The 22,360-nt window shown below is 60.5% G+C and carries 17 protein-coding genes and 1 riboswitch; of the genes, 13 read left to right on the plus strand and 4 right to left on the minus strand.

Annotated features, from left to right (window positions below):
- Positions 1-7 precede the first annotated feature (7 nt).
- Positions 8-1,282 (plus strand): lipid IV(A) 3-deoxy-D-manno-octulosonic acid transferase, encoded by a 1,275-nt coding sequence (waaA, locus tag ACOYXH_RS28195; RefSeq protein ID WP_095126150.1) that lies wholly within the window; start codon positions 8-10, stop codon positions 1,280-1,282.
- Positions 1,283-1,373: 91 nt separating this feature from the next.
- Here the strand turns inward: waaA and ACOYXH_RS28200 are convergent, their stop codons facing one another.
- A complete protein-coding gene (locus tag ACOYXH_RS28200) occupies positions 1,374-2,807 on the minus strand; it encodes a TolC family outer membrane protein (RefSeq protein ID WP_093430148.1) in 1,434 nt (477 codons plus the stop codon).
- A 206-nt stretch (positions 2,808-3,013) separates the two neighbouring features.
- A riboswitch (TPP riboswitch) is annotated at positions 3,014-3,119 on the plus strand.
- Positions 3,120-3,265: 146 nt separating this feature from the next.
- Between ACOYXH_RS28200 and thiC the strand changes: the two genes are divergently transcribed.
- Complete coding sequence (thiC, locus tag ACOYXH_RS28205; RefSeq protein ID WP_095047273.1) at positions 3,266-5,158, plus strand: phosphomethylpyrimidine synthase ThiC; 1,893 nt, start codon at positions 3,266-3,268, stop codon at positions 5,156-5,158.
- A gap of 103 nt (positions 5,159-5,261) precedes the next feature.
- Positions 5,262-6,554, plus strand: a complete 1,293-nt coding sequence (gene cytX, locus ACOYXH_RS28210; RefSeq protein ID WP_460410125.1) for a putative hydroxymethylpyrimidine transporter CytX — start codon at positions 5,262-5,264, stop codon at positions 6,552-6,554.
- Here the strand turns inward: cytX and ACOYXH_RS28215 are convergent.
- Positions 6,523-7,269, minus strand: a complete 747-nt coding sequence (locus ACOYXH_RS28215) for an RsiV family protein (RefSeq protein WP_095047275.1) — start codon at positions 7,267-7,269, stop codon at positions 6,523-6,525. The two genes, cytX and ACOYXH_RS28215, sit on opposite strands and share 32 nt — an antisense overlap.
- A gap of 227 nt (positions 7,270-7,496) precedes the next feature.
- On the opposite strand from ACOYXH_RS28215, the gene ACOYXH_RS28220 reads away from it, so the two are divergent.
- The 9 genes from ACOYXH_RS28220 to ACOYXH_RS28260 all read left to right on the plus strand — a co-directional run bounded on the left by ACOYXH_RS28220 (position 7,497) and on the right by ACOYXH_RS28260 (position 16,997).
- Positions 7,497-8,114 carry an NUDIX domain-containing protein gene (locus ACOYXH_RS28220; protein WP_460410126.1) on the plus strand — a complete coding sequence of 206 codons (618 nt, stop codon included), beginning with the start codon at positions 7,497-7,499 and terminating at the stop codon, positions 8,112-8,114.
- A complete protein-coding gene (locus tag ACOYXH_RS28225; protein WP_016985685.1) occupies positions 8,105-8,557 on the plus strand; it encodes a DUF1249 domain-containing protein in 453 nt (150 codons plus the stop codon). Before ACOYXH_RS28220 ends, ACOYXH_RS28225 begins: the two co-directional genes overlap by 10 nt.
- Positions 8,558-8,656: 99 nt before the next feature.
- On the plus strand, positions 8,657-9,472 hold the full coding sequence (cpdA, locus tag ACOYXH_RS28230) for a 3',5'-cyclic-AMP phosphodiesterase (RefSeq protein WP_460410127.1): 816 nt from the start codon (positions 8,657-8,659) through the stop codon (positions 9,470-9,472).
- Between the two features lie 288 nt (positions 9,473-9,760).
- On the plus strand, positions 9,761-10,369 hold the full coding sequence (locus ACOYXH_RS28235) for a YqiA/YcfP family alpha/beta fold hydrolase (RefSeq protein ID WP_095047277.1): 609 nt from the start codon (positions 9,761-9,763) through the stop codon (positions 10,367-10,369).
- A 50-nt stretch (positions 10,370-10,419) separates the two neighbouring features.
- Complete coding sequence (gene parE, locus ACOYXH_RS28240; RefSeq protein ID WP_095047278.1) at positions 10,420-12,327, plus strand: DNA topoisomerase IV subunit B; 1,908 nt, start codon at positions 10,420-10,422, stop codon at positions 12,325-12,327.
- Positions 12,327-13,316, plus strand: a complete 990-nt coding sequence (locus tag ACOYXH_RS28245; RefSeq protein WP_460410128.1) for an esterase-like activity of phytase family protein — start codon at positions 12,327-12,329, stop codon at positions 13,314-13,316. The genes parE and ACOYXH_RS28245 overlap by 1 nt, the downstream gene beginning before the upstream one ends.
- Positions 13,313-13,837 (plus strand): retropepsin-like aspartic protease family protein, encoded by a 525-nt coding sequence (locus ACOYXH_RS28250; protein ID WP_007915776.1) that lies wholly within the window; start codon positions 13,313-13,315, stop codon positions 13,835-13,837. Before ACOYXH_RS28245 ends, ACOYXH_RS28250 begins: the two co-directional genes overlap by 4 nt.
- A 7-nt stretch (positions 13,838-13,844) precedes the next feature.
- On the plus strand, positions 13,845-16,109 hold the full coding sequence (gene parC, locus ACOYXH_RS28255; protein WP_095047280.1) for a DNA topoisomerase IV subunit A: 2,265 nt from the start codon (positions 13,845-13,847) through the stop codon (positions 16,107-16,109).
- Positions 16,110-16,286: 177 nt separating this feature from the next.
- Positions 16,287-16,997 carry a PqiC family protein gene (locus tag ACOYXH_RS28260; protein ID WP_093430158.1) on the plus strand — a complete coding sequence of 237 codons (711 nt, stop codon included), beginning with the start codon at positions 16,287-16,289 and terminating at the stop codon, positions 16,995-16,997.
- Positions 16,998-17,524: 527 nt separating this feature from the next.
- Here the strand turns inward: ACOYXH_RS28260 and ACOYXH_RS28265 are convergent.
- Complete coding sequence (locus ACOYXH_RS28265; RefSeq protein WP_093430159.1) at positions 17,525-19,030, minus strand: AhpA/YtjB family protein; 1,506 nt, start codon at positions 19,028-19,030, stop codon at positions 17,525-17,527.
- Between the two features lie 134 nt (positions 19,031-19,164).
- Here ACOYXH_RS28265 and serB point away from each other — a divergent pair, with 134 nt between their 5' ends.
- Positions 19,165-20,379, plus strand: coding sequence for a phosphoserine phosphatase SerB (serB, locus tag ACOYXH_RS28270; RefSeq protein WP_093430160.1), 1,215 nt, complete (start codon positions 19,165-19,167; stop codon positions 20,377-20,379).
- A 90-nt stretch (positions 20,380-20,469) separates the two neighbouring features.
- On the opposite strand, the gene ACOYXH_RS28275 is transcribed toward serB, so the two are convergent.
- A complete protein-coding gene (locus ACOYXH_RS28275) occupies positions 20,470-22,224 on the minus strand; it encodes a molecular chaperone (RefSeq protein ID WP_460410129.1) in 1,755 nt (584 codons plus the stop codon).
- Between the last annotated feature and the right edge of the window lie 136 nt (positions 22,225-22,360).

Consider the following 22,360-nt stretch of genomic DNA (forward strand, 5'->3'; position numbering starts at 1 on the left):
CGCCGCCATGAATAGAACTCTCTACACCGCGCTGTTTTACCTGGGGCTGCCATTGGTGGCGATTCGGCTATGGCTGCGTGCGCGCAAGGCGCCGGCGTATGCCAGGCGGATTGGCGAACGTTTCTCCTACGGCATGCCGACGCTGCAACCCGGCGGCATCTGGGTGCACGCGGTGTCGGTGGGCGAAAGCATTGCTGCGGCGCCGATGATCCGCGCCTTGCTACAACGTTATCCACAACTGCCGATCACCGTGACCTGCATGACCCCGACCGGTTCGGAGCGGATTCAGGCGCTGTTCGCCAATGAGCCGCGCATCCAGCATTGTTATCTGCCGTACGACTTGCCGTGTGCGGCGGCGCGCTTTCTTGATCGCGTTCAGCCCAAGCTCGCGGTGATCATGGAAACCGAGCTGTGGCCCAATCACATTCATCAGTGCGCCAAGCGCGGAATTGCGGTGGCATTGGCCAATGGACGCTTGTCCGAGCGTTCCGCCAAAGGGTATGGCCGCTTCGGCAAACTGACCGCGCCGATGCTCGCCGAAATGAGTTTGTTCGCCGTGCAGACCGAAGCCGAAGCCCAGCGCTTCCGCGATCTCGGTGCGCGCCCGGAAACCGTTGAGGTCACCGGCTCGATCAAGTTCGACCTGACCATCGATCCGCAACTGCTGCAACGTGCAGCTGACTTGCGTGGCCAGTGGCAGGCGCTGGAGCGTCCGGTGTGGATTGCCGCCAGCACCCATGAAGGCGAGGACGAAGTGATCCTCGACGCCCATCGCCGCTTGCTGACCAATCACCCGGATGCGTTGCTGATTCTGGTGCCGCGTCACCCGGAACGTTTCAACTCGGTGTTCGAACTGTGCCAGCGCGAAGGCTTTACCACGGTGCGGCGTTCGACCGGCTCAAATGTCGATGCGCAGACGAGCGTGCTGCTCGGCGACACCATGGGCGAGTTGCTGTTTCTCTATGCCTTGGCGGACAGCGCGTTTGTCGGTGGCAGCCTGGTGGCCAATGGTGGGCACAATCTGCTGGAGCCGGCAGCCTTGGCCAAACCGGTGATCAGCGGCCCGCACCTGTTCAACTTCCTCGACATCGCCGCGCAATTGCGCGAAGCCGGAGCGTTGGCCGAGGTCGATGATGCCGAAGGGCTGGCGGTGGAAGTGCAGCGCCTGTTTGAGCTGCCGCGAGATGCGCAGCGTATGGCCGACGCCGGGCTGGCGGTGATGCGCCGTAATCAAGGCGCATTGCAGCGTTTGCTGGATGGTTTGGGCCGACTGATCAAGTAAAGCAAAAAAGATCGCAGCCTTCGGCTGCTCCTACATTGGAATACGTTTCCTGTAGGAGCTGCCGAAGGCTGCGATCTTTTGTTTTTAAGGCTTAAGGCCGGGCCTTCAGCTGTGCTTCGGCCGCCTTGGCCAGATCCGGTGGGAGGAAATCCTTATCCGGGTTGTAGTCGGCTTTCAGATAACGCCGCAGATCTTCCAGATCCCCCGGATTCAACGTTCCCGCCGCCTGCTTCAAGCGCAGGTTGTCGAGGATGTAGTCATAACGCGTGTTGTTGTAGTTGCGCACCGAGGTGTACAGCTGGCGCTGCGCATCGAGCACGTCGACGATGTTGCGCGTACCGACCTGATAACCGATTTCCGTGGCTTCCACTGCGCTCTGGTTGGAGATGATCGACTGGCGACGCGCCTGCACTTGCTCGACGTCGGTGTTCACCGCGCGATGCAGGTTGCGGGTGTTCTCGACGATTTGCCGGCGCAGGGATTCGCGCTGTTGTTCGCTCTGATTCAGTTGCTCATACGACTGGCGCACTTGCGAGCTGGTCAGTCCGCCGCTGTAGATCGGGATGTTCAATTGCAGGCCGACCGTGCTCTGTTCGACGTTGTCGCGATACGGCACACCGAAAGCGTTCGGGTTGGAAAAGCCGAGGGCGTCGTTGTCACCCTTTTCGTATTTGGCCACGGCATCGAGGGTCGGCAAGTGGCCGGCCTTGCGCTGCTTGAGGGTCTGCTCGGCGGAGCTGACGGCGAAGTTGCTCGCCAGCAGATTGAGGTTCTGTTTCGCCGCAGTATCGACCCACGCCTTGGCGTCGTTCGGCGCCGGCGGCAGGATCGGCAACGTGTGGACGATGCCCTGAATCGAGTTGTACTGGCGGTTGGTCAGGGTGATCAGCGCTTCGAAGGCATCATCGACCTGACGCTGGGCAACGATGCGGTTGGCCCGTGCGGTGTCGTAGCTGGCTTGCGATTGCAGCACGTCGGTCTTATCCGACAGGCCGACATCGAAGCGTTCGTTGGACTGGTCGAGCTGGCGCTTGAACGCGGCTTCTTCAGCCTTGGTCGAGGCGAGGTTGTCCTGGCTGCGCAGCACGTTGAAATAGCTTTCGGCCGATTGCAGGATCAGGTTCTGTTCGGTCGCCGAGAGTTGCAGTGCGGCTTGTTCGTTGACGTCCTTGGCCGCTTGGTACTGGAACCAGCGATCAGCGCGGAACAACGGCTGGGCCAGAGTCGCTTGGTAGGAGTGAGCGCTGCGGTTGGCAGTGGCCGAGGGCTGATCGATTGAGGTCCGCACATTGGCCACTTCGGCACCGCCCGACAGGTTTGGCAGCAGACCGGCGCGGGCCTGTGGCACCACTTCTTTCTGTGCGCCGTACTGCGCGCGGGCGGCGGCCAGATCGGCGTTGTTGTCGACCGCCTCCTGATAGACGCTGACCAGATCGGTTTTGGTCGACAAGGGCGCTTCTGCTGCCCAGGCCATTGCGTTGGACGCACAAGACACGGCAAGAGCCAGTGAGAGTTTGCGCAGCATGAGGCGATCCCTAGCATTAATATTATGGAAGTAATCCGGGCGCCAAAGGTAAGGCGCAGGCCCCACAGCGTCAAGGCGTGGCGGGGCAAAGCGAGTGTAGTTGCGCATTTGCCTCACAACAATCGGCCAAGCCCCTGTATTTATGCCATTCATCATGGTGTTTGCTGCGGTGTTGGCGTTCTTTGCCGGTTGTGTCTAGACTGGCCGGGTTCTTGTCGGGGTGCCTTGCTATGAGGCTGAGATCGAATAATTTCGGATCCCGTTGAACCTGATCAGGTTAGCGCCTGCGTAGGGAACAAGATTTCTCGTCACCCGGCGAGTCCTCTTGTGCTTCGTCCGGGAAATTGTTCGACAATCGAACGCTCGACGACGATGCACAGCACCGGTCCTGGTGCGTCCGTGCCTTTCAGGTTCTGCTCCGACAATCCACTGCCTGGATGCTGTCTGGAGAGCCCGTGATGACGACTACAAAATCAAAAAACGCGATCAACCTGAGTGACTCGGCCAAGGTCGACGAGCAATCGGTCAAGCCGTTCACCCGTTCGCAAAAAGTCTACGTTCAGGGCTCGCGCCCGGACATCCTCGTGCCGATGCGCGAAATCACCCTCGATGTGACCCCGACCGACTTCGGCGGCGAAATCAACGCGCCGGTTACCGTTTACGATACCTCGGGGCCCTACACCGATCCGAACGTGGTGATCGACGTCCGCAAAGGCCTGGCCGATGTGCGTTCGGCGTGGATCGACGACCGTGGCGACACTGAGCGTCTGGCCGGCCTGAGTTCCAACTTCGGTCGCGAGCGCCTCGCCGATCCTGAATTGACCAAGCTGCGCTTTGCCCACGTCAACAACCCGCGCCGCGCCAAGGCCGGGGCCAACGTCACGCAAATGCACTACGCGCGTCAGGGCATCATCACGCCCGAGATGGAATTCGTCGCCATCCGCGAAAACATGAAACTTGAAGTGGCCCGCGCCGCCGGCCTGCTGGATCAGCAACACCCGGGTCACAGCTTCGGCGCCAGCGTGCCGAAAATCATCACCCCGGAATTTGTCCGTGAAGAGATCGCCCGTGGCCGCGCAATCATTCCGGCCAACATCAACCACACCGAACTGGAACCGATGATCATCGGCCGTAACTTCCTAGTGAAGATCAACGGCAACATCGGCAACAGTGCCTTGGGTTCGTCCATCGAAGAAGAAGTGGCGAAACTGACCTGGGGTATTCGCTGGGGCGCGGACAACATCATGGACTTGTCCACCGGCAAACACATTCACGAAACCCGCGAGTGGATCATCCGCAACTCGCCGGTGCCGATCGGCACGGTGCCGATCTATCAGGCGCTGGAAAAAGTCGGTGGCGCGGCCGAAGACCTGACCTGGGAGCTGTTCCGCGACACGCTGATCGAGCAGGCCGAGCAGGGCGTCGACTACTTCACCATTCACGCCGGTGTGTTGCTGCGCTACGTGCCGCTGACCGCCAAACGCGTGACCGGTATCGTTTCCCGTGGTGGTTCGATCATGGCCAAGTGGTGCCTGGCGCATCACAAGGAAAACTTCGCCTACACGCATTTCGAAGAAATCTGCGAAATCATGAAAGCCTATGACGTCAGCTTCTCGCTGGGCGATGGCTTGCGTCCGGGTTCGATTGCCGACGCCAACGATGCCGCGCAATTCGGCGAACTGGAAACCCTTGGCGAACTGACCAAGATCGCCTGGAAGCACGACGTGCAAACCATGATCGAAGGCCCGGGCCACGTGCCGATGCAGTTGATCAAAGAGAACATGGACAAGCAGTTGGAGTGCTGCGACGAGGCGCCGTTCTACACCCTCGGCCCACTGACCACCGATATTGCGCCGGGCTACGACCACATCACCTCGGGTATCGGTGCGGCAATGATCGGCTGGTTCGGTTGCGCCATGCTCTGCTACGTGACGCCTAAGGAACACTTGGGCTTGCCGAACAAGGATGACGTGAAGACCGGGATCATCACCTACAAGATCGCCGCCCACGCAGCGGACTTGGCCAAAGGACACCCGGGTGCACAGATTCGCGACAACGCCTTGAGCAAGGCGCGTTTCGAATTCCGTTGGGAAGACCAGTTCAACCTCGGTCTGGATCCGGACACCGCGCGTTCGTATCACGATGAAACCCTGCCGAAGGATTCGGCCAAGGTCGCGCATTTCTGTTCGATGTGCGGGCCGAAATTCTGCTCGATGAAGATCACTCAGGAAGTCCGCGAATACGCGGCCAACCAGCGGATCGACGCGGTCGACGTGGACATCGCCCAAGGCTTGGCGGAACAGGCCGAGCGGTTCAAGAAGGAAGGCAGTCAGCTGTACAAAAAGGTTTGACCCCGTACTGATCGTTCCCACGCTCCGCGTCCTTAGAGGCATTCCCACGCAGAGCGTGGGAACGATCACAACACAACAAAAATGTCCCTCTGAGATAACACCCTTGAGCATTCAACCCAGCACCTATTCTCCCGGCCTCGCCGTACCCGCCGACAAGCGTGTATTCGGCGGTCGCGATCTGTTTTCCCTGTGGTTCTCCCTCGGCATCGGCCTGATGGTTTTGCAGACCGGCGCATTGCTCGCGCCAGGTCTGGGTCTGTCCGGTTCGTTGCTGGCGATTTTCCTCGGCACGTTGGTCGGCGTACTGTTGCTGGCCGCCGTCGGCGTGATCGGCAGCGACACCGGCCTGTCGTCGATGGCCGCGCTGAAACTCAGCCTCGGCAGCAAGGGCGCGAGCCTGCCGGCGCTGCTGAATTTGTTGCAACTGATCGGTTGGGGCTCGTTCGAAATCATCGTCATGCGCGACGCCGCCAGTCTGCTCGGCACCCGCGCGTTCAGCGAAGGTTCGTTGTGGTCGAACCCGCTGTTGTGGACACTGTTTTTCGGTGCGTTGGCGACGTTGCTCGCGGTCAGCGGCCCGCTGACTTTCGTACGGCAGATCCTGCGTAAGTGGGGCATCTGGCTGCTGCTCGCCGCGTGCCTCTGGCTGACCTGGAACCTGTTCGCCAAAGCCGATCTGGCCGATCTCTGGTCGCGTGCCGGTGACGGTTCGATGCCATTCGCCGTGGGCTTCGACATTGCTATCGCGATGCCGCTGTCGTGGCTGCCGCTGATCGCCGATTACTCGCGTTTCGGCAAGCGCGCGAAGAATGTGTTCGGTGGCACTGCGGTCGGTTTCTTCATCGGTAACTTCTGGCTGATGAGCCTTGGCGTCGCCTACACCCTGGCCTTTGCGCCAAGCGGTGAAGTCAACGCGCTGTTGCTGGCTCTTGCTGGCGCCGGTCTGGGCATTCCGCTGCTGCTGATTCTGCTCGATGAGTCGGAAAACGCCTTTGCCGACATTCACTCTGCTGCGGTATCGAGCGGGATTCTGTTGCGCCTGAAAGTCGAACATCTGGCCTTGGCCATCGGCGTGATCTGCACGCTGATCGCATTGCTGGCGCCGTTGGCGCAATACCAGAACTTCCTGCTACTGATCGGTTCGGTGTTTGCGCCGCTGTTCGGCGTGGTGCTGGTGGATCACTTCATCCTGCGCAAGCGCAGTGCTCAGGTCGCGTCAGCCGCGTTGCGCTGGCCGGCGTTGTTGGCGTGGCTGGGTGGCGTGAGCACCTACCACTTGCTGGCGAATCTGTATCCGGATGTCGGCGCAACCCTGCCGGCGCTGGTGCTGGCAGGGCTGTTGCAACTCGTGCTGGGCCGGGCCTTCAGTTACGGCCGGGAAACAGCTCGGGCTTGAGAATGCCGTTCAGACGCGGGTAAGGAATCTTCAGTTCGACGTGGCCCAGTGCGTAAGGCGCGATGGTGGTCACGTCGTATTTGAGGATCACGCCACCATAGGTCAGCGCCACGTTCGGGGTTTTCACGAACGGCCAGTTCGCCACGAACTCCGGCTCCTGATCGAGCTTGGTGCTGATCAACCAGCTGTTGTGCGCGACTTGCGCCGCTTTCCAGAATGCCTCTTCCTGACCCGGCATCAACATGTCGGACAGGTTCAGCACCTTGTGCTGCTGACGCGAATAGTTGATGAAACCCCGACCCGGTGTGCCATGCGCACCGCCAGTGTCGAGGTAGCTCGACACCTCGATGATCACCAAGCCGTCATGCTGCTCGCGTACTTTCGCTTGCAGGTAGCTGCTGTTGCGCGGCCCGGCATTGGCCAGAAACTGATCGCGGTAGACCGCCAGGGTTGGCGCCACCGGGGCGTTTTTCTCGGTGCGGGTCATTTGCAGCAGGCGTTTTTCGATAATGCCGTCCAGCGCAGGTTCGGCCGGGAAGCGCAGGGTGTCGATGTTCACCAGCGGGCAATCCGGGTTGGAACAGCCCGGTTTCAGTTGTTCCGAAGCATCGCGGGTGGTTTCCAGCGGCGTACGGTAATTGGGCTGGAACAGGCTGGCGCACGCGCCCAGAGTCAGGGCGATGGCGGCCACGGAGGCAATTTTGAAAAGCGACATGGGCGTCCTTTCGAAAGCAGGGGAAGGCAAAAAGATATCCGCTTCGACTCTCGCAGAAGCAGTCAGTTCGCCACTAAGCTAATTAGAGTGGGTTTCGCCTCCACCGTCCATCCCGCTGACGGTAAAGGGGCTGCATCAAACCGTTCGGGCGCGTTAGGATGGCGCGAAGTCGAGGTTGCCAGTAACAAGCGGCAACTCGTAATGGATCTGCAGTAAAGAGGATGCTCATGACTGATTTTGCCAACGCCATTCCGACCACCGTCGACGTCGTGCGACGCGAGCGCTGCTACGAGGGTTTTTACAAACTCGACCGTTTGCATCTGCGCCATGAATTGTTCGCCGGTGGCATGAGCCGTGAGATCAACCGTGAAGTGTTTGTGCGTCACGATGCCGTGTGCATGCTGCCCTACGATCCACAGCGCGACGAAGTGGTGTTGATCGAGCAGTTTCGCGTCGGTGCCATGGGCAAGACCGACAATCCGTGGCTGGTCGAACTGGTCGCCGGTCTGATCGACAAGGATGAACAACCGGAAGAAGTTGCTCACCGCGAGGCGCAGGAGGAAGCTGGGCTGGACATCAGGGCCTTGTGGCCGATGACCAAATATTTCCCGTCGCCGGGCGGCAGCAACGAGTTCGTGCATTTGTATCTGGGGCGTTGCAGCACTGACGGCGTTGGCGGCCTGCATGGCCTGGAAGAAGAGGCAGAAGATATCCGCGTCACGGTCTGGGCCTTTGAAGATGCCTTGCAGGCCGTCCGTGACGGACGCATTGCCAATGCGGCGAGCATCATCGCTTTGCAGTGGCTGGCGCTGAACCGCGCCGAAGTGAGGGGGTTATGGTCGTAAACAAATTGCGCGATCGCTATCGAGTCGACCTCGTGGGGCTGCAAGCCGCCTGCGAGGCCAACTACGCGCGCCTGATGCGACTGCTGCCGGACATGCGCAACGAACCCGAGGCGCGGCGCATCGCCGTGACTCAGGGTGAGCAGATGCTTGGCGTGCTGGCCCTCGAAGTGCTGCAAACCTGTCCGTACACCACCACTTTGCAGGTGCGCCAGGAACACAGCCTGCCCTGGCTGCCGGTGCCGCAACTGGAAGTGCAGGTCTATCACGACGCGCGCATGGCTGAGGTAGTCAGCGCCGAACATGCACGACGCTTTCGCGGCATCTATCCTTACCCGAACGCCGCGATGCATCAGCCGGATGAAAAGGCTCAGCTCAATCTGTTCCTGGGGGAATGGCTGAGTCATTGCCTGGCGTTGGGGCACGAGTACGAAGTCGTACGCTAGTTGTGAACTGCGTCCGGTTCGGCGGTTTCCCCTTTCAGTGATCCCCCAGCATAATTGCGGCACTTGATCGATTCCGTGCTTTTGCCTTGGGAGAACGCCTTGCCGAGCGTATCCACGTTGACCCCCGCCGATCCGGCGTTGCTGGTGCAGTTGTCCGACAGCCATTTGTTTGCTGAAGCGAACGGCACACTGCTGGGCATGAACACCCGCGAGAGCCTGCAAAAGGTCATCGAGCTGGTGCTGGGGCAGCAGCCGCAGATCGACCTGATTCTGGCCACCGGCGATATCTCCCAGGACGGCACGCTGGCGTCGTATCAGCAGTTTCGCCAGATGAGCGCGCAGATCGCTGCCCCGGCGCGGTGGATCCCCGGCAATCACGACGAACCGATGATCATGGCCGAGGCGGCGGTGCAGAGCGCGTTGCTGGAATCGGTAGTCGATATCGGTAACTGGCGCGTGACGCTGCTCGATTCGGCGGTGCCGGGTTCGGTGCCGGGGTATCTGCAGGACGATCAACTGCAACTGCTGGCCCGCTCGCTGAGCGAAGCGCCGGAGCGCCATCATCTGGTGTGCTTCCATCATCATCCGGTGTCGATTGGTTGTGCGTGGATGGAGCCGATCGGTTTGCGCAATCCCGAGGCATTTTTCGAAGTGCTGGATCGTTTTCCGCAGGTTCGTGCGGTGCTGTGGGGGCATGTGCATCAGGAGATTGACCGTGAGCGCAATGGCGTGCGGTTGATGGCTTCGCCTTCGACGTGCATTCAGTTTGAGCCGGGGAGTGTGGACTTTAAGGTGGGTGAGCAGGCGCCGGGGTATCGCTGGTTGCGGTTGTTGCCGGATGGGCGGTTGGAAACCGGGGTTGAACGTGTCACCGGTTTCGCCTTCACTGTCGATTACGGCTCCAACGGCTATTGAGCGACAAATCAAAACCCTCACCCCAGCCCTCTCCCGGAGGGAGAGGGAGCCGACCGAGGTGTCTGGCGTCATCCATCGACCTGAAAGAATGTGTCGATTATGGATTCGCTGGAGCTCGCTCAAGTCGGTGTAGCACTTGAATATCCCCCAATCAGTCCCCTCTCCCTTTGGGAGAGGGCTAGGGTGAGGGCAGCTCCTGCTGAATGACCAATTTCTCGAAACCACCCCCAATCCGCTCTTCTCTCCCTGTAAACTCCGCAAACCCAAACCGACACCCAGGGAGCTCAAATGTCCGGTTCGATCCTCTATATCCACGGTTTCAACAGCGCCCCAGCCTCGAAAAAGGCCTGTCAGCTGGTAACGGTGATGGAGCAACTGGGTTTGAGCGACAAACTGCGTGTCCCGGCCCTACATCACCACCCGCGTGAAGCCATCGGTCAGTTGGAACAAGCGATTGCCGAACTGGGCAGCCCGCTGCTGGTGGGAAGCTCACTCGGCGGCTACTATGCGACTCACTTGGCCGAGCGCCATGGCCTGAAAGCCCTGCTGGTCAACCCTGCGGTCAGCCCGCACCGGATGTTCGACGGCTATCTGGGCCCGCAGAAAAACCTGTATACCGATGAAACCTGGGAATTGACCCACGACCACGTCACAGCCCTGGCCGAACTGGAAGTGCCGGCACCGCAGGATGCGCAGCGTTATCAGGTGTGGTTGCAGACCGGCGATGAAACACTGGACTATCGCCTCGCCCAGCAGTATTACCGCGCCTGCGCCTTGCGTATTCAGGCCGGCGGCGACCACAGTTTTCAGGGTTTCGCCGGGCAATTACCGGCGTTGCTGAGTTTTGCCGGCATTGGCGCCGATTTGTATCAGGCCATCGATTTCTCCGCATTGTGAGCTGTGGCCTCATGAATTCTTTTTTCACCGAACATTGACGACGAGACCCTATGGCCACTCCCAGCGCTAGCTCTTATAACGCCGACGCCATCGAAGTCCTCTCGGGCCTCGACCCGGTGCGCAAACGCCCCGGCATGTACACCGACACCAGTCGGCCGAACCACCTTGCCCAGGAAGTGATCGACAACAGTGTCGACGAAGCTCTGGCGGGTCATGCCAAATCGGTGCAGGTCATCCTGCACGCCGACCATTCGCTGGAAGTCAGTGACGACGGCCGTGGCATGCCGGTCGACATTCACCCGGAAGAGGGCGTGTCGGGTGTCGAGTTGATCCTCACCAAACTCCACGCGGGCGGCAAGTTTTCCAACAAGAACTACCAGTTCTCCGGCGGTCTGCACGGCGTGGGTATTTCCGTGGTCAACGCCTTGTCGACCGAAGTCCGTGTGCGCGTAAAACGTGACGGCAACGAATACCAGATGACCTTCAACGACGGCTTCAAAGCCTCGGAACTGGAAATCGTCGGCACCGTCGGCAAGCGCAACACCGGCACCAGCGTGTACTTCGCGCCGGATCCGAAGTATTTCGATTCACCGAAATTCTCCATCAGCCGCCTCAAGCACGTGCTCAAGGCCAAGGCTGTGCTGTGCCCGGGGCTGCTGGTCAGCTTTGAAGACAAAGGCACTGGCGAGAAAGTCGAGTGGCATTACGAAGACGGTCTGCGTTCCTATCTGGTCGACGCGGTCAGCGAATTCGAACGCCTGCCGGACGAGCCGTTCTGCGGCGCTTTCGCCGGTAATAAAGAAGCCGTCGACTGGGCCCTGCTGTGGCTGCCGGAAGGTGGCGACGCGGTGCAGGAAAGCTACGTCAACCTGATCCCGACGGCGCAGGGCGGTACTCACGTCAACGGTCTGCGTCAGGGCCTGCTCGATGCGATGCGCGAGTTCTGCGAATTCCGCAGCCTGCTGCCGCGCGGCGTGAAGCTGGCGCCGGAAGACGTCTGGGAGCGCATCGCGTTCGTCCTGTCGATGAAAATGCAGGAACCGCAATTCTCCGGCCAGACCAAAGAGCGTCTGTCATCGCGTGAAGCGGCGGCGTTTGTCTCTGGTGTGGTCAAGGATGCGTTCAGCCTGTGGCTCAACGCCAACCCGGAAACCGGTCTGGCCCTGGCGGAACTGGCGATCAACAACGCCGGTCGTCGTCTTAAGGCAAGCAAGAAAGTCGAGCGTAAACGCGTCACTCAGGGGCCAGCGTTGCCGGGCAAACTGGCTGACTGCGCCGGGCAGGACCCGATGCGTTCCGAGCTGTTCCTGGTCGAAGGTGATTCCGCTGGTGGTTCCGCCAAGCAAGCGCGGGACAAGGAATTCCAGGCGATCCTGCCGTTGCGCGGCAAGATCCTCAACACCTGGGAAGTCGACGGCAGCGAAGTGCTGGCCAGCCAGGAAGTGCACAACATCGCCGTGGCCATCGGTGTCGATCCGGGCGCGGCGGACATGAGCCAGCTGCGTTACGGCAAGATCTGCATCCTCGCCGACGCCGACTCCGACGGTCTGCACATTGCCACGCTGCTCTGCGCCTTGTTCGTCCAGCATTTCCGCCCGCTGGTGGATGCCGGTCACGTCTACGTGGCGATGCCGCCGCTGTACCGCATCGACCTGGGCAAAGAAATCTACTACGCCCTCGACGAAGCTGAGCGCGACGGCATTCTCGACCGTCTGGTCGCCGAGAAGAAACGCGGCAAACCCCAGGTCACCCGATTCAAAGGTCTGGGTGAAATGAACCCGCCGCAGTTGCGTGAGACCACCATGGACCCGAACACTCGGCGCCTGGTGCAACTGACACTGGGTGAAGACTTCGCTGAAACCTCGGAAATGATGGACATGCTGCTGGCGAAGAAACGCGCCGGTGACCGCAAGACCTGGCTCGAATCCAAAGGCAACCTCGCCGAGGTGCTGGCCTGATGCGGTTTGGCTGGGCCTTGGCGGGTGCGTTGCTGCTGAGTGCGATGGGCGTGTCGGCCGAGCCGGTGCAGGAGTTGCGCGTGCTCTCCGAACACCCGGTCGACGGCATGCGCGGCGGTAACCTGTCGGGGCTGGCCATGTGTGGCAGCGAGTTGTGGACGGTGTCGGACCGCGATGACGATCAGATTTACCGGCTCAATACCGCCGATCAGGTCTGGCAGGCCGAAGCCTTGCACATCGAAGTGCCCCTGGTGCCGGAGACCGGCCTGCCTTGGGGGCTGCGCTCGCGCAATTGGGCCGCATCGTTCGTGCGCGGGGGCGACCTGGATTTCGAAGGCATCAGCTGCGACAGTGCCGGCATTCGCTACATTGTCAGCGAGGGGCATGCGGCAGTCTTGCAGGTGCCCGTCAGCGGCCCGGTCAGTTGGCTGAAGATCTCGCCGATGATGGTTCGCGAAGCGCGGGCCAGCGGCATGCTCCTGCATTTCAATGCGATCTTCGAGGGCTTGGCGATCAATCCGGCGGGTGATCAGATGTGGCTGGCTGCCGAACGGCAAAGCCGTGGCTTGCTGCTGATCAAGCGCCAGCAAACGGTGTGGGATTGCGACGGTCGTTGCGTGCTGCTCAGCGAGGGCGGCAAGGAAATGCAACCGCCGCAGTTCCCGAAGGCCAGAGCGGTCGACCGGGACTTTTCCGACCTTTCATTGTTTAACGGCAAATTGTTTACCCTTGACCGCAACGCCTTTCAGATTTGTCGGCGCGATGCGCAGACCGCCAAGGTCGAGCGGTGCTGGTCGTACGCCGCTGAATTGTTGCAGGCCAACCGCCGTTATTCGCAGAACTTCGGTCTGGAAGAGGCGCTGATCGTTGACGCTGATGGTGCGTGGGTCGGCGTCGACAATAATTTCGGCCCGCGCGCCGACGGTGAGGTTCGGCCGATCGTCTGGCGCTTCGCCGCGCCTGACGGTGGCTGGAGCGCCAAGCCTTGAGCCAGCAACCTCCGGGCAAACGTGCCGGTCGGGTGCTGATGATTCTGGCATGGTGCGCGGCGCTGTTTCTGGCGACGCGGTTTTTTGGCCAGTGGGAGCAACGCCAGCAGAATCCGAATGTCGTGGTCAGTTCGGAGCAGGGCGAAGGGTTTATCGAGGTGAAGCTGGCCGGCAATGCCCAAGGGCATTTTGTCGCCAGCGGTCAGATCAACGGCGAACCGGTCGAGTTCATGCTCGACACCGGCGCAACCGATGTGGCGATCCCGGCGGATCTGGCCAAGCGTTTGAAGCTGGAAGAAGGTTTCGGTGTGACCCTGAGCACGGCCAATGGCCTGAGCCAGGGCTATCGAACCAAAATCGACCGCCTGCAACTGGGTGACATCGTGCTGCGCGACGTCCGCGCACTGGTGGCGCCGGGGCTGCATGGCGATCAGGTGCTGCTTGGAATGAGCGCCCTGAACAAACTTGAATTTACTCAGCGCGGTGGCACCATGCTGCTGCGCCAGACAACGAACCGATGAGGCCTGCATGAGCAACCCCCTTGATCTCAGCCTGGACGGTGTAGAACGCCGCTCGCTGGCCGACTTCACCGAAAGTGCCTACCTCAACTACTCCATGTACGTGATCATGGACCGTGCTCTGCCGCATATCGGCGACGGCCTGAAACCGGTACAGCGGCGTATCGTCTACGCCATGAGCGAGCTGGGGCTGGACGCCGACTCCAAGCACAAGAAATCGGCGCGTACCGTCGGTGACGTGCTCGGTAAATTCCACCCGCACGGTGACTCGGCGTGCTACGAAGCGATGGTGCTGATGGCCCAGCCGTTCAGCTATCGCTACACGCTGGTCGACGGTCAGGGTAACTGGGGTGCGCCGGACGATCCGAAATCCTTCGCCGCCATGCGTTACACCGAAGCACGCCTGTCGCGTTATTCCGAAGTGCTGCTCAGCGAACTGGGCCAGGGCACTGCCGACTGGGGCCCGAACTTCGACGGCACCTTACAAGAGCCGCTGGTGCTGCCGGCACGCCTGCCGAACATCCTGCTCAACGGCACCACCGGCATCGCCGTGGGCATGGCCACCGACGTGCCGCCGCATAACCTGCGTGAAGTCGCCACCGCTTGCGTGCGCTTGCTCGATGAGCCGAAAGCCACGGTCGAACAGCTCTGCGAACACATTCAGGGCCCGGACTATCCGACCGAAGCGGAAATCATCACGCCGCGCGCCGACCTGCTGAAGATGTACGAAACCGGCAAGGGCTCGGTGCGTATGCGCGCCGTTTACCACGTCGAGGACGGCGACATCATCGTTACCGCGCTGCCGCATCAGGTGTCCGGCGCCAAGGTGCTGGAGCAGATCGCCGCGTTGATGCAGGCCAAGCCGTCGAAAGCCCCGCAGATCGCTGACCTGCGCGACGAATCTGACCACGAAAACCCGTGCCGCATCGTGATCATCCCGGTCAACAGCCGCGTCGATCATGAAGCGCTGATGCAGCACTTGTTCGCCAGCACCGAGCTGGAGTCGACCTACCGGGTCAACGTCAACATCATCGGTCTGGACGGCAAGCCGCAGCTGAAAAACCTGCGAGCGCTGCTGGTCGAGTGGCTGGAATTCCGCGTGCTGACCGTACGTCGCCGCCTGCAATTTCGTCTCGACAAGGTCGAGCGTCGTCTGCACCTGTTGGACGGTTTGCTGATCGCCTACCTCAACCTGGATGAAGTGATCCACATTATCCGTACCGAGGAGCATCCGAAGGCCAAGCTGATCGAACGTTTCGCCCTCAGTGAGATTCAGGCCGACTACATCCTCGACACCCGTCTGCGTCAGTTGGCGCGACTGGAAGAGATGAAGCTGCGCGACGAGCAGGACGAACTGCTCAAGGAGCAAGCCAAGCTGCAAGCCCTGCTGGGCAGTGAAGCCAAGCTGAAGAAGCTGGTGCGCACCGAGCTGTTGAAAGACGCCGAAACCTACGGCGATGACCGTCGGTCGCCAATCGTCGAGCGCGCCGAAGCCAAAGCGCTGACCGAGCACGATCTGCTGCCGAACGAAAAAGTCACCGTGGTGCTGTCGGAAAAAGGCTGGATCCGTTCGGCCAAAGGTCATGACATCGACGCCACCGGCCTGTCGTACAAGGCTGGCGACGGCTTCAAGACCTCGGCAGCGGGGCGCTCCAACCAGTTTGCGGTGTTTATCGACTCGACCGGCCGCAGCTACTCGGTGGCCGCGCACACCCTGCCATCGGCTCGGGGCCAGGGCGAGCCGTTGACCGGTCGTCTGACACCACCGCCCGGTGCGAGCTTCGAATGCGTGCTGATGCCGGAAGACGACGCGTTGTACGTCATCGCTTCCGACGCTGGTTACGGTTTCGTGGTCAAGGGCGAAGACCTGCAAGCCAAGAACAAGGCCGGTAAAGCCCTGTTGAGCCTGCCGAACAACGCCAAAGTCATCGCGCCGCGTCCGGTGGCCGATCGTGAGCAGAACTGGCTGGCGTCGGTCACGACCGAAGGTCGCCTGCTGATCTTCAAAATCAGCGATCTGCCACAATTAGGTAAGGGCAAAGGTAACAAGATCATCGGTATTTCCGGTGAGCGTGTGGCCAGTCGCGAAGAATATGTCACGGACATCGCCGTACTTCCGGAAGGCGCCACCTTGGTGCTGCAGGCCGGAAAACGGACCCTGTCGCTGAAGGCCGATGACCTCGAACACTACAAAGGTGAGCGTGGACGTCGTGGCAACAAGCTTCCAAGGGGCTTCCAGCGGGTCGATGCGCTGCTCGTCGAAAACCTCAATTAGGCGTCCTAGAGAGCTCGATCCACGATTTAACGCGTAGATCGACGCTTTGGCGCTGGAGTCGGAACGCATATTCACGGATGATATGGCCTTTCCAAGCGCCGGCGTGGCTGAGCGTTCTTCATATTTATTGAGTATTTTCACTGTGGTCAGCCTTGTGGCGGCCACCTGGACGGGATGATGACTGCTCTGCGCCCCCTTATTTTCCTGCTCGCCGGCGTTTTGGGCCTGGCGGGTTGCAGCGTTCACCAGCCGGTGTCGCTGTATCAACTGGACAGCGGAAGTCCGGTTCAGCCTGCGCAAAGCGCGGGCATGGCGGTTTTGTTGGGTCCGGTAGTCGTAGCCGATTACCTGCAACGTGAGACATTGCTGCAACGTCAACCCGATGGCAGCCTGCAGGCAGCGACAGACGGTCGTTGGGCTGGCAGCCTTTCGTCGGATATCGATCAGTTGCTGATGCGTCAGGTTGCTGGCCATCTGGACAGCCAGCGTGTAGTGCTGGCACCGGCCACTACGGGGTTCACTCCGGATGTGCAGGTGTTGCTGACCATCACGCGTCTGGACTCTGGCCAGAAACAACCGGCGATTCTCGATGCTCAATGGCGTCTGATCGACCGTCGTGGTCAGGTGCGCGATAACCGCATCGTTCATCTGCAAGAGCTGCATGCCGGCAGTACCGCTTCGCAGGTTCAGGCCCAGGGCATTTTGCTGCAGCGTCTGGCCGAGCAATTGTCGGTAGCGCTCAAGCCGTTGGCCAATCAGCCACCGGTCGCCGAGGCACCGCGTAAAGCGGCACCAAAACCGGCAGCGCCGGCGGCGGAATCAGAGAAACAACCGAAGATTCCGATGGCATCGCCGATTCGGACAGATATGGAAGTGTTCCGCTTCTAAGCTGGATCGAGTCAGAACAGAGCCCGCCTTGTGCGGGCTTTGTTGTGTCTGGGGATAGAAGATCAAAAGCCCCTCACCCTAACCCTCTCCCGGAGGGAGAGGGGACTAACCGAGGGGTCTGGCGCTATACATCGACCTGAAAGATCCTGGCGATTATGGATTCGGTAGAGCAGGAGCGACCGAGGTGTCTGCGTCATGCGTCGACCTGAAAGAGCTTGGCGATTCTGGATCGGTAGGGCAGGGGCCGACCGAGGGGTCTGGCGCTATACATCGACCTGAAAGATCCTGACGATTATGGATTCGGTAGAGCAGGGGCGACCGAGGTGTCTGCGTCATGCGTCGACCTGAAAGAGCTTGGCGATTTTGGATTCACAGCAGGGCGTTCAAGTCGGTGTAGCTCTCCAATATCCCCCAATCAGTCCCCTCTCCCTCGGGGAGAGGGCTAGGGTGAGGGGCTCTTCAGTCACCCACAAAAAAGCCCGCAGACAATCGCTTGTCTGCGGGCTTCTTCACATCAGGCCTAAGGCTTAAGCCCGGCGCTCATGCATCCGCGCCAGTTGCCGTTCGAGCATCGACGGATAAGGCTCCATCAACCGCTCCACGCAGCAAGCCCCCTCAGGGCTGGCGATCGGGCGGATCCGTGCACGCTGGCGGATCAGCGCATCGTCGCCGATCTTGCGTTCAACCAGCAGCAGATTGCGGCTGTGTTGGGACAGAGCCAATGCATCCTGCGCCGAATCGGTCAGCAGCAGATCAATCTGACTCAAGCCGAACAACTCATCGCCCAGGGTCAGGCCCAGCTGCAGTTGCAGGGTGATGCCGCTGTCCGCGACTTCAATCTGCAACTGATGACCCAAGGCCCGCAGCAACTCGCCGCAGCAGATTGCGTTGGTCAGGTAATCGTCACCGCTGTCTTCGGTGTGGAAGAGCATCAGCGTGCTGCCGTCGTTCAGGGTTTCGATTTCACCCTGATACAGCGAAGCAGCCTGATCGAGGCAGTCACGATAACGCTCCTGCAATTCTTCCAGACGTGCCCGCGGCAAGCGGCGCAGTTGTTCCTGTGAGCCCAGTTGTACCGCTAGCACGGCGCTGTGTTGTGGCACGCTCGGAGTCGCCTTGCGGGCGACCGGTTGTGGGGCAACGTCCAGCGATTCATCGCGCAGATCAGCGAACGCGTCATCGTCATCATCGTCTTCGACGGTGCTGACCAGATGTCGCGGTGCAGGCTTCTGCGCGGCCATCGGACGGGTTTCGTCGAAACTCGGATCACGCAAGTTGCGCACCTCGAATTCCGGCTCGTCCTCTTCGTCCTCGAACTCAGGCTCCGGTTCCGGTGCAGGCTCTGGCGCGTAGTTGGCGTGCAGCTGACGCGCCAGATCGCCGATTTCATCCTGACGATCAATGCCCGGCGTGTGTTCGTCGATGCGTCGCAACCAGACACGCAATTGCAGCAACGGCGTCGACAGATAGCGGCCCATGCGCAGGCTCAGGGCCAGCGACAGCGCCAGCAGGATCCCGCTGAGAATGCCCATGCTTTGCAGGCTGATGGTCATCGGCTGCTGGAACTGATCCATGTCCAGGCTGATGCGCAGTTGCCCGGCAGTCACGTCCTGGAACGTGATCTTGCTCTCGTACATGCCCTCGGCTTCGCCCAGCAGGCTGTGCTTGGGCCGCTGACCGGACTCGGCGAGGATGCGGTTATCCACGCTGTAGATCGCCGCGTGGGCCACCAGTTTGTTCTTGGTCAGGTTGTTGAGCAGCACGTTGAGGCTGAGGATGTCGTTGGACACCAACAGCTCCGTGGCCGAGGTCGCGGTTTGCGTGGTCAGGCTTTCGCCCAGCGCATCGGCCTGCTGGTGCATGGCCTGCTTGAATTGCAAACCCATCACGCCGGCATAGATCACCAGGGCCAGAGCGACCAGGATCACGTTATGGCTGGCAATGCGCAATGCAATCGGTACACGGCGGTGACGCAGTGCACGGAAGATCAGCAGGAAGAAGTTATCGGTTTTAACTGGCGTGGGCCGGTTCACTGAGCTCGGCTCTTTTGTCCGTGAAGTTGACGCGCAGTATAGCGACAGGCCCTAGACCGGCAAAGCGCTCGCGGTGCCCGATGGTCACTGAAAGTGGGTAGAATGCGGTTTTTTTCCAGTTGCGGGGGTGCGCGTTGCGCGAAATCGTCCTGATTAACATCACGGGAGTCGACCGTCCGGGTCTGACTGCGGCCATTACCGGCGTTCTGGCACAAGGTGGTGTGAACATTCTCGACATCGGTCAGGCGGTGATCCACGACACCCTGTCGTTCGGCATCCTGGTTGAAATCCCCGATTCCGAGCAAGGCAAGTCCGTGCTCAAGGACATTCTGTTCAAGGGCTACGAGCTCGATCAGCAGGTACGCTTCACGCCGGTGTCCGAAGAGGATTACCAGCAATGGGTGGGTAATCAGGGCAAGAAGCGCCACATCGTCACCCTGCTGACCCGCAAAGTAACCGCTGGCCAATTGCAGGCTGTCAGCTCGATCACCGCCAAATATGGCCTGAATATCGATCACATCGACCGTCTGTCGGGTCGCATGCCACTGGACACGCCAGCGGACAAGGGCAAGGGCTGCATCGAGTTCTCCGTGCGTGGCGAAGCCGCCGATCCACAGGCGCTGCGTGCCGAATTCCTCAGCGTTGCCCAAGCGCTGAACGTCGACATCGCCTTCCAGGAAGATTCGCTGTTCCGGCGCAACCGTCGTCTGGCGGTGTTCGACATGGACTCGACGCTGATCGAGGCCGAGGTCATTGACGAGCTGGCCAAGGCTGCCGGCGTGGGCGAGCAGGTGTCCGAAATCACAGAGCGGGCAATGGCCGGCGAGCTGGATTTCCGCGCCAGTTTCAAAGAACGTCTGGCCTTGCTCAAAGGTCTGGATGTCAGCGTGCTGGACTCGATCGGCGCTTCGCTGCGTCTGACCGAAGGCGCCGAAACGCTGTTCGCTGAACTCAAGCGACTGGGCTACAAGACCGCGATCCTGTCCGGTGGCTTCACTTATTTCGCCAAGCAATTGCAGGCCAAACTCGGCATCGACTATGTGTTTGCCAACGAACTGGAAGTGGTCGATGGCAAGTGTACTGGCGTGGCGATCGAGCCGATCGTCGATGCCCAGCGCAAGGCTGATTTGCTCAAAGAGCTGGCACACAAGGAAGGTTTGCGTCTGGAGCAGACCATCGCGGTCGGCGACGGTGCGAATGACCTGCCGATGCTGGCGATTGCCGGTTTGGGCGTAGCGTTCCGTGCCAAGCCGTTGGTGAAACAGTCGGCGAAGCAGGCGATTTCGACGCTGGGGCTGGATGGCGTGCTGTACCTGCTGGGTTTCCGTGATCGCGACGGGCAGTTGTAATTAAAGATCAAAAGATCGCAGCCTTCGGCAGCTCCTACAGAGGAATATGCATTTTCCTGTAGGAGCTGCCGAAGGCTGCGATCTTTTGCTTTAAAGCGATTTCCACAACGAATCAAAATCCTCCTCGCTCCCGCCATTGCGCGCGGCCTCCAGCGAGCGATAGGCGAACTGATTGAAACTGTGCGTACTCGCCACCCGTCGATCCAGCCCGGCGCGGTGTTCTTCGCCTTGGGTGTTGATCAGCACTTTACTGCCTTCCTGAAACGGCAAGCGCGGTGCCAGCAAGGTTGCCGGCAAATCTATCGCACTGATCTCCGGTAACAATAGTCCGCGCAGATACTGACTGTGATCGTCCCGTGAGCGCACCAGTTGCAGGCCGCAAGGCTGGGCATGTGGCGCCACCAGCTCAATGCCCATTTGCGTGCCGCCGCCGCGCACCTGGCGGATCCAGCGAATGACCGCAATGCTCCAGCCCAGACTGACACTGTCCTGAATGCCGAGCATTTCCCCGGCCTGCAGCTCGGCGGGCACTTCATTTGGCCACGCCAGGCAATATCCACCGGGGCTGTGATTGATCACCGGCAGGGCATGGGTCGGGTAATGGGGCGTACTGTCCGTGCCGCTTTCATCCTCGCGCAAATGGTCGTACTGGATTTCCTCGTAAGGCAAAAACTCATCAGTTTTGCTTTGCGGTGCGGCGTCGAAAGCCTGGCTCCAACTGTCCTTTTCACCTTTGGCGACGGCACAGCTGAAATTCGCCGAGCGCGTTCCGGGGTGTTTGAGCAGCTCGCTGAAACTGCGCTCGCCACCCAGATAAAAGTGCAGGGCGCTCATGCCCACGCACACGGTCAGATGGCCTTGGCCGACGGTGCGCTGAAAGCTGCGCTCGGCGGCTTGTCCCCAGGTGGCATGGAGGTGTTGCAGGGTGTCGAAGCTGAGCCCGGGCGGAACGGGCAGCGGCGTCGATGCGGGCTGATGCTGCAAATGCGCTTCGATGGCGTTCACCAGCGGCTGCGGATCGAAGCCGAGCAATCCGGCCTGTTCTTCGCTGCGAAACATGTTGCGGTAGCGCGGGCCGGCATCGATCGCCGGGCTGATCGCAAACAGGCCTTCGCTTGAACGACCGGGATGTAATTTGAGCAGGGCGCTCCACGGTTCGAGTACTTCAGCCAATCGGGCGATCTGGTTCTGTCGCAATTGATTGCAGCGGGCACTGCCCATGAGCAGGGCGGCGATGTAAGTCTGTTCAAGCGTGAGTTCGGTGGTGAGGCTGGCGAGATCGTCGTGGACCCGGCGCTGTTGCAGCTGCAGTTCGCAGGCGATGCGATACAGCTGATGCAGTTCGAACCACACCTGCTCCGGTGCCGCGCTGTACAGTTGCGTCGCACGCAGCAGTTGACCCTTGAGTGTATGGGTCGCCCGTTGCAGGGCCGTGCTGACCGATATCGCGCGATCCTTGCTGTACTTCGGCGCAATCCGCAACACGATCTGTTTGTAGCCGACGGCCAGATGGCTTTGCAGCGCCTGGCACAAATTGCTGATCTTGCGTGAACGCTCGTCGAGCATGATCGCCTGATGCAGGAAGTGCCGCTCCAGATGCTGGCAGACGAAATACACCTCGGGGCGCAGCAGCTCCAGCAGGTTGAGGCGATTGTCACTGGGGGTGAGCAATTGATTGAGTTCGCCCAGGCCTTTATACAGCAGGCGGGCGGTTTCACCGATGTTAGCCTTGGGCAGGTCGGCGATCCAGCGCTTGAGGTCGCGTGGCGTTGCTTCGCAAAACGACAGACGCGTTTGCGTCGGGGTCGGGGCGCTCAGGGAGGGGTGGGGACGAGACTCACTCATGCCTTGACGGGCTCCGGCGGCGGAAGGGGCAATGCCCAAAACTCTAGCAGCTGTGGTCTGTTTCGCTGGGTAGCGTCAGACTTTTTGACCGCTGGTCTGCTGGCCGGATGCCATTCCCCAAGCCCTACTAGTCTCT

This window comes from Pseudomonas sp. Mb7 (assembly GCF_054790525.1).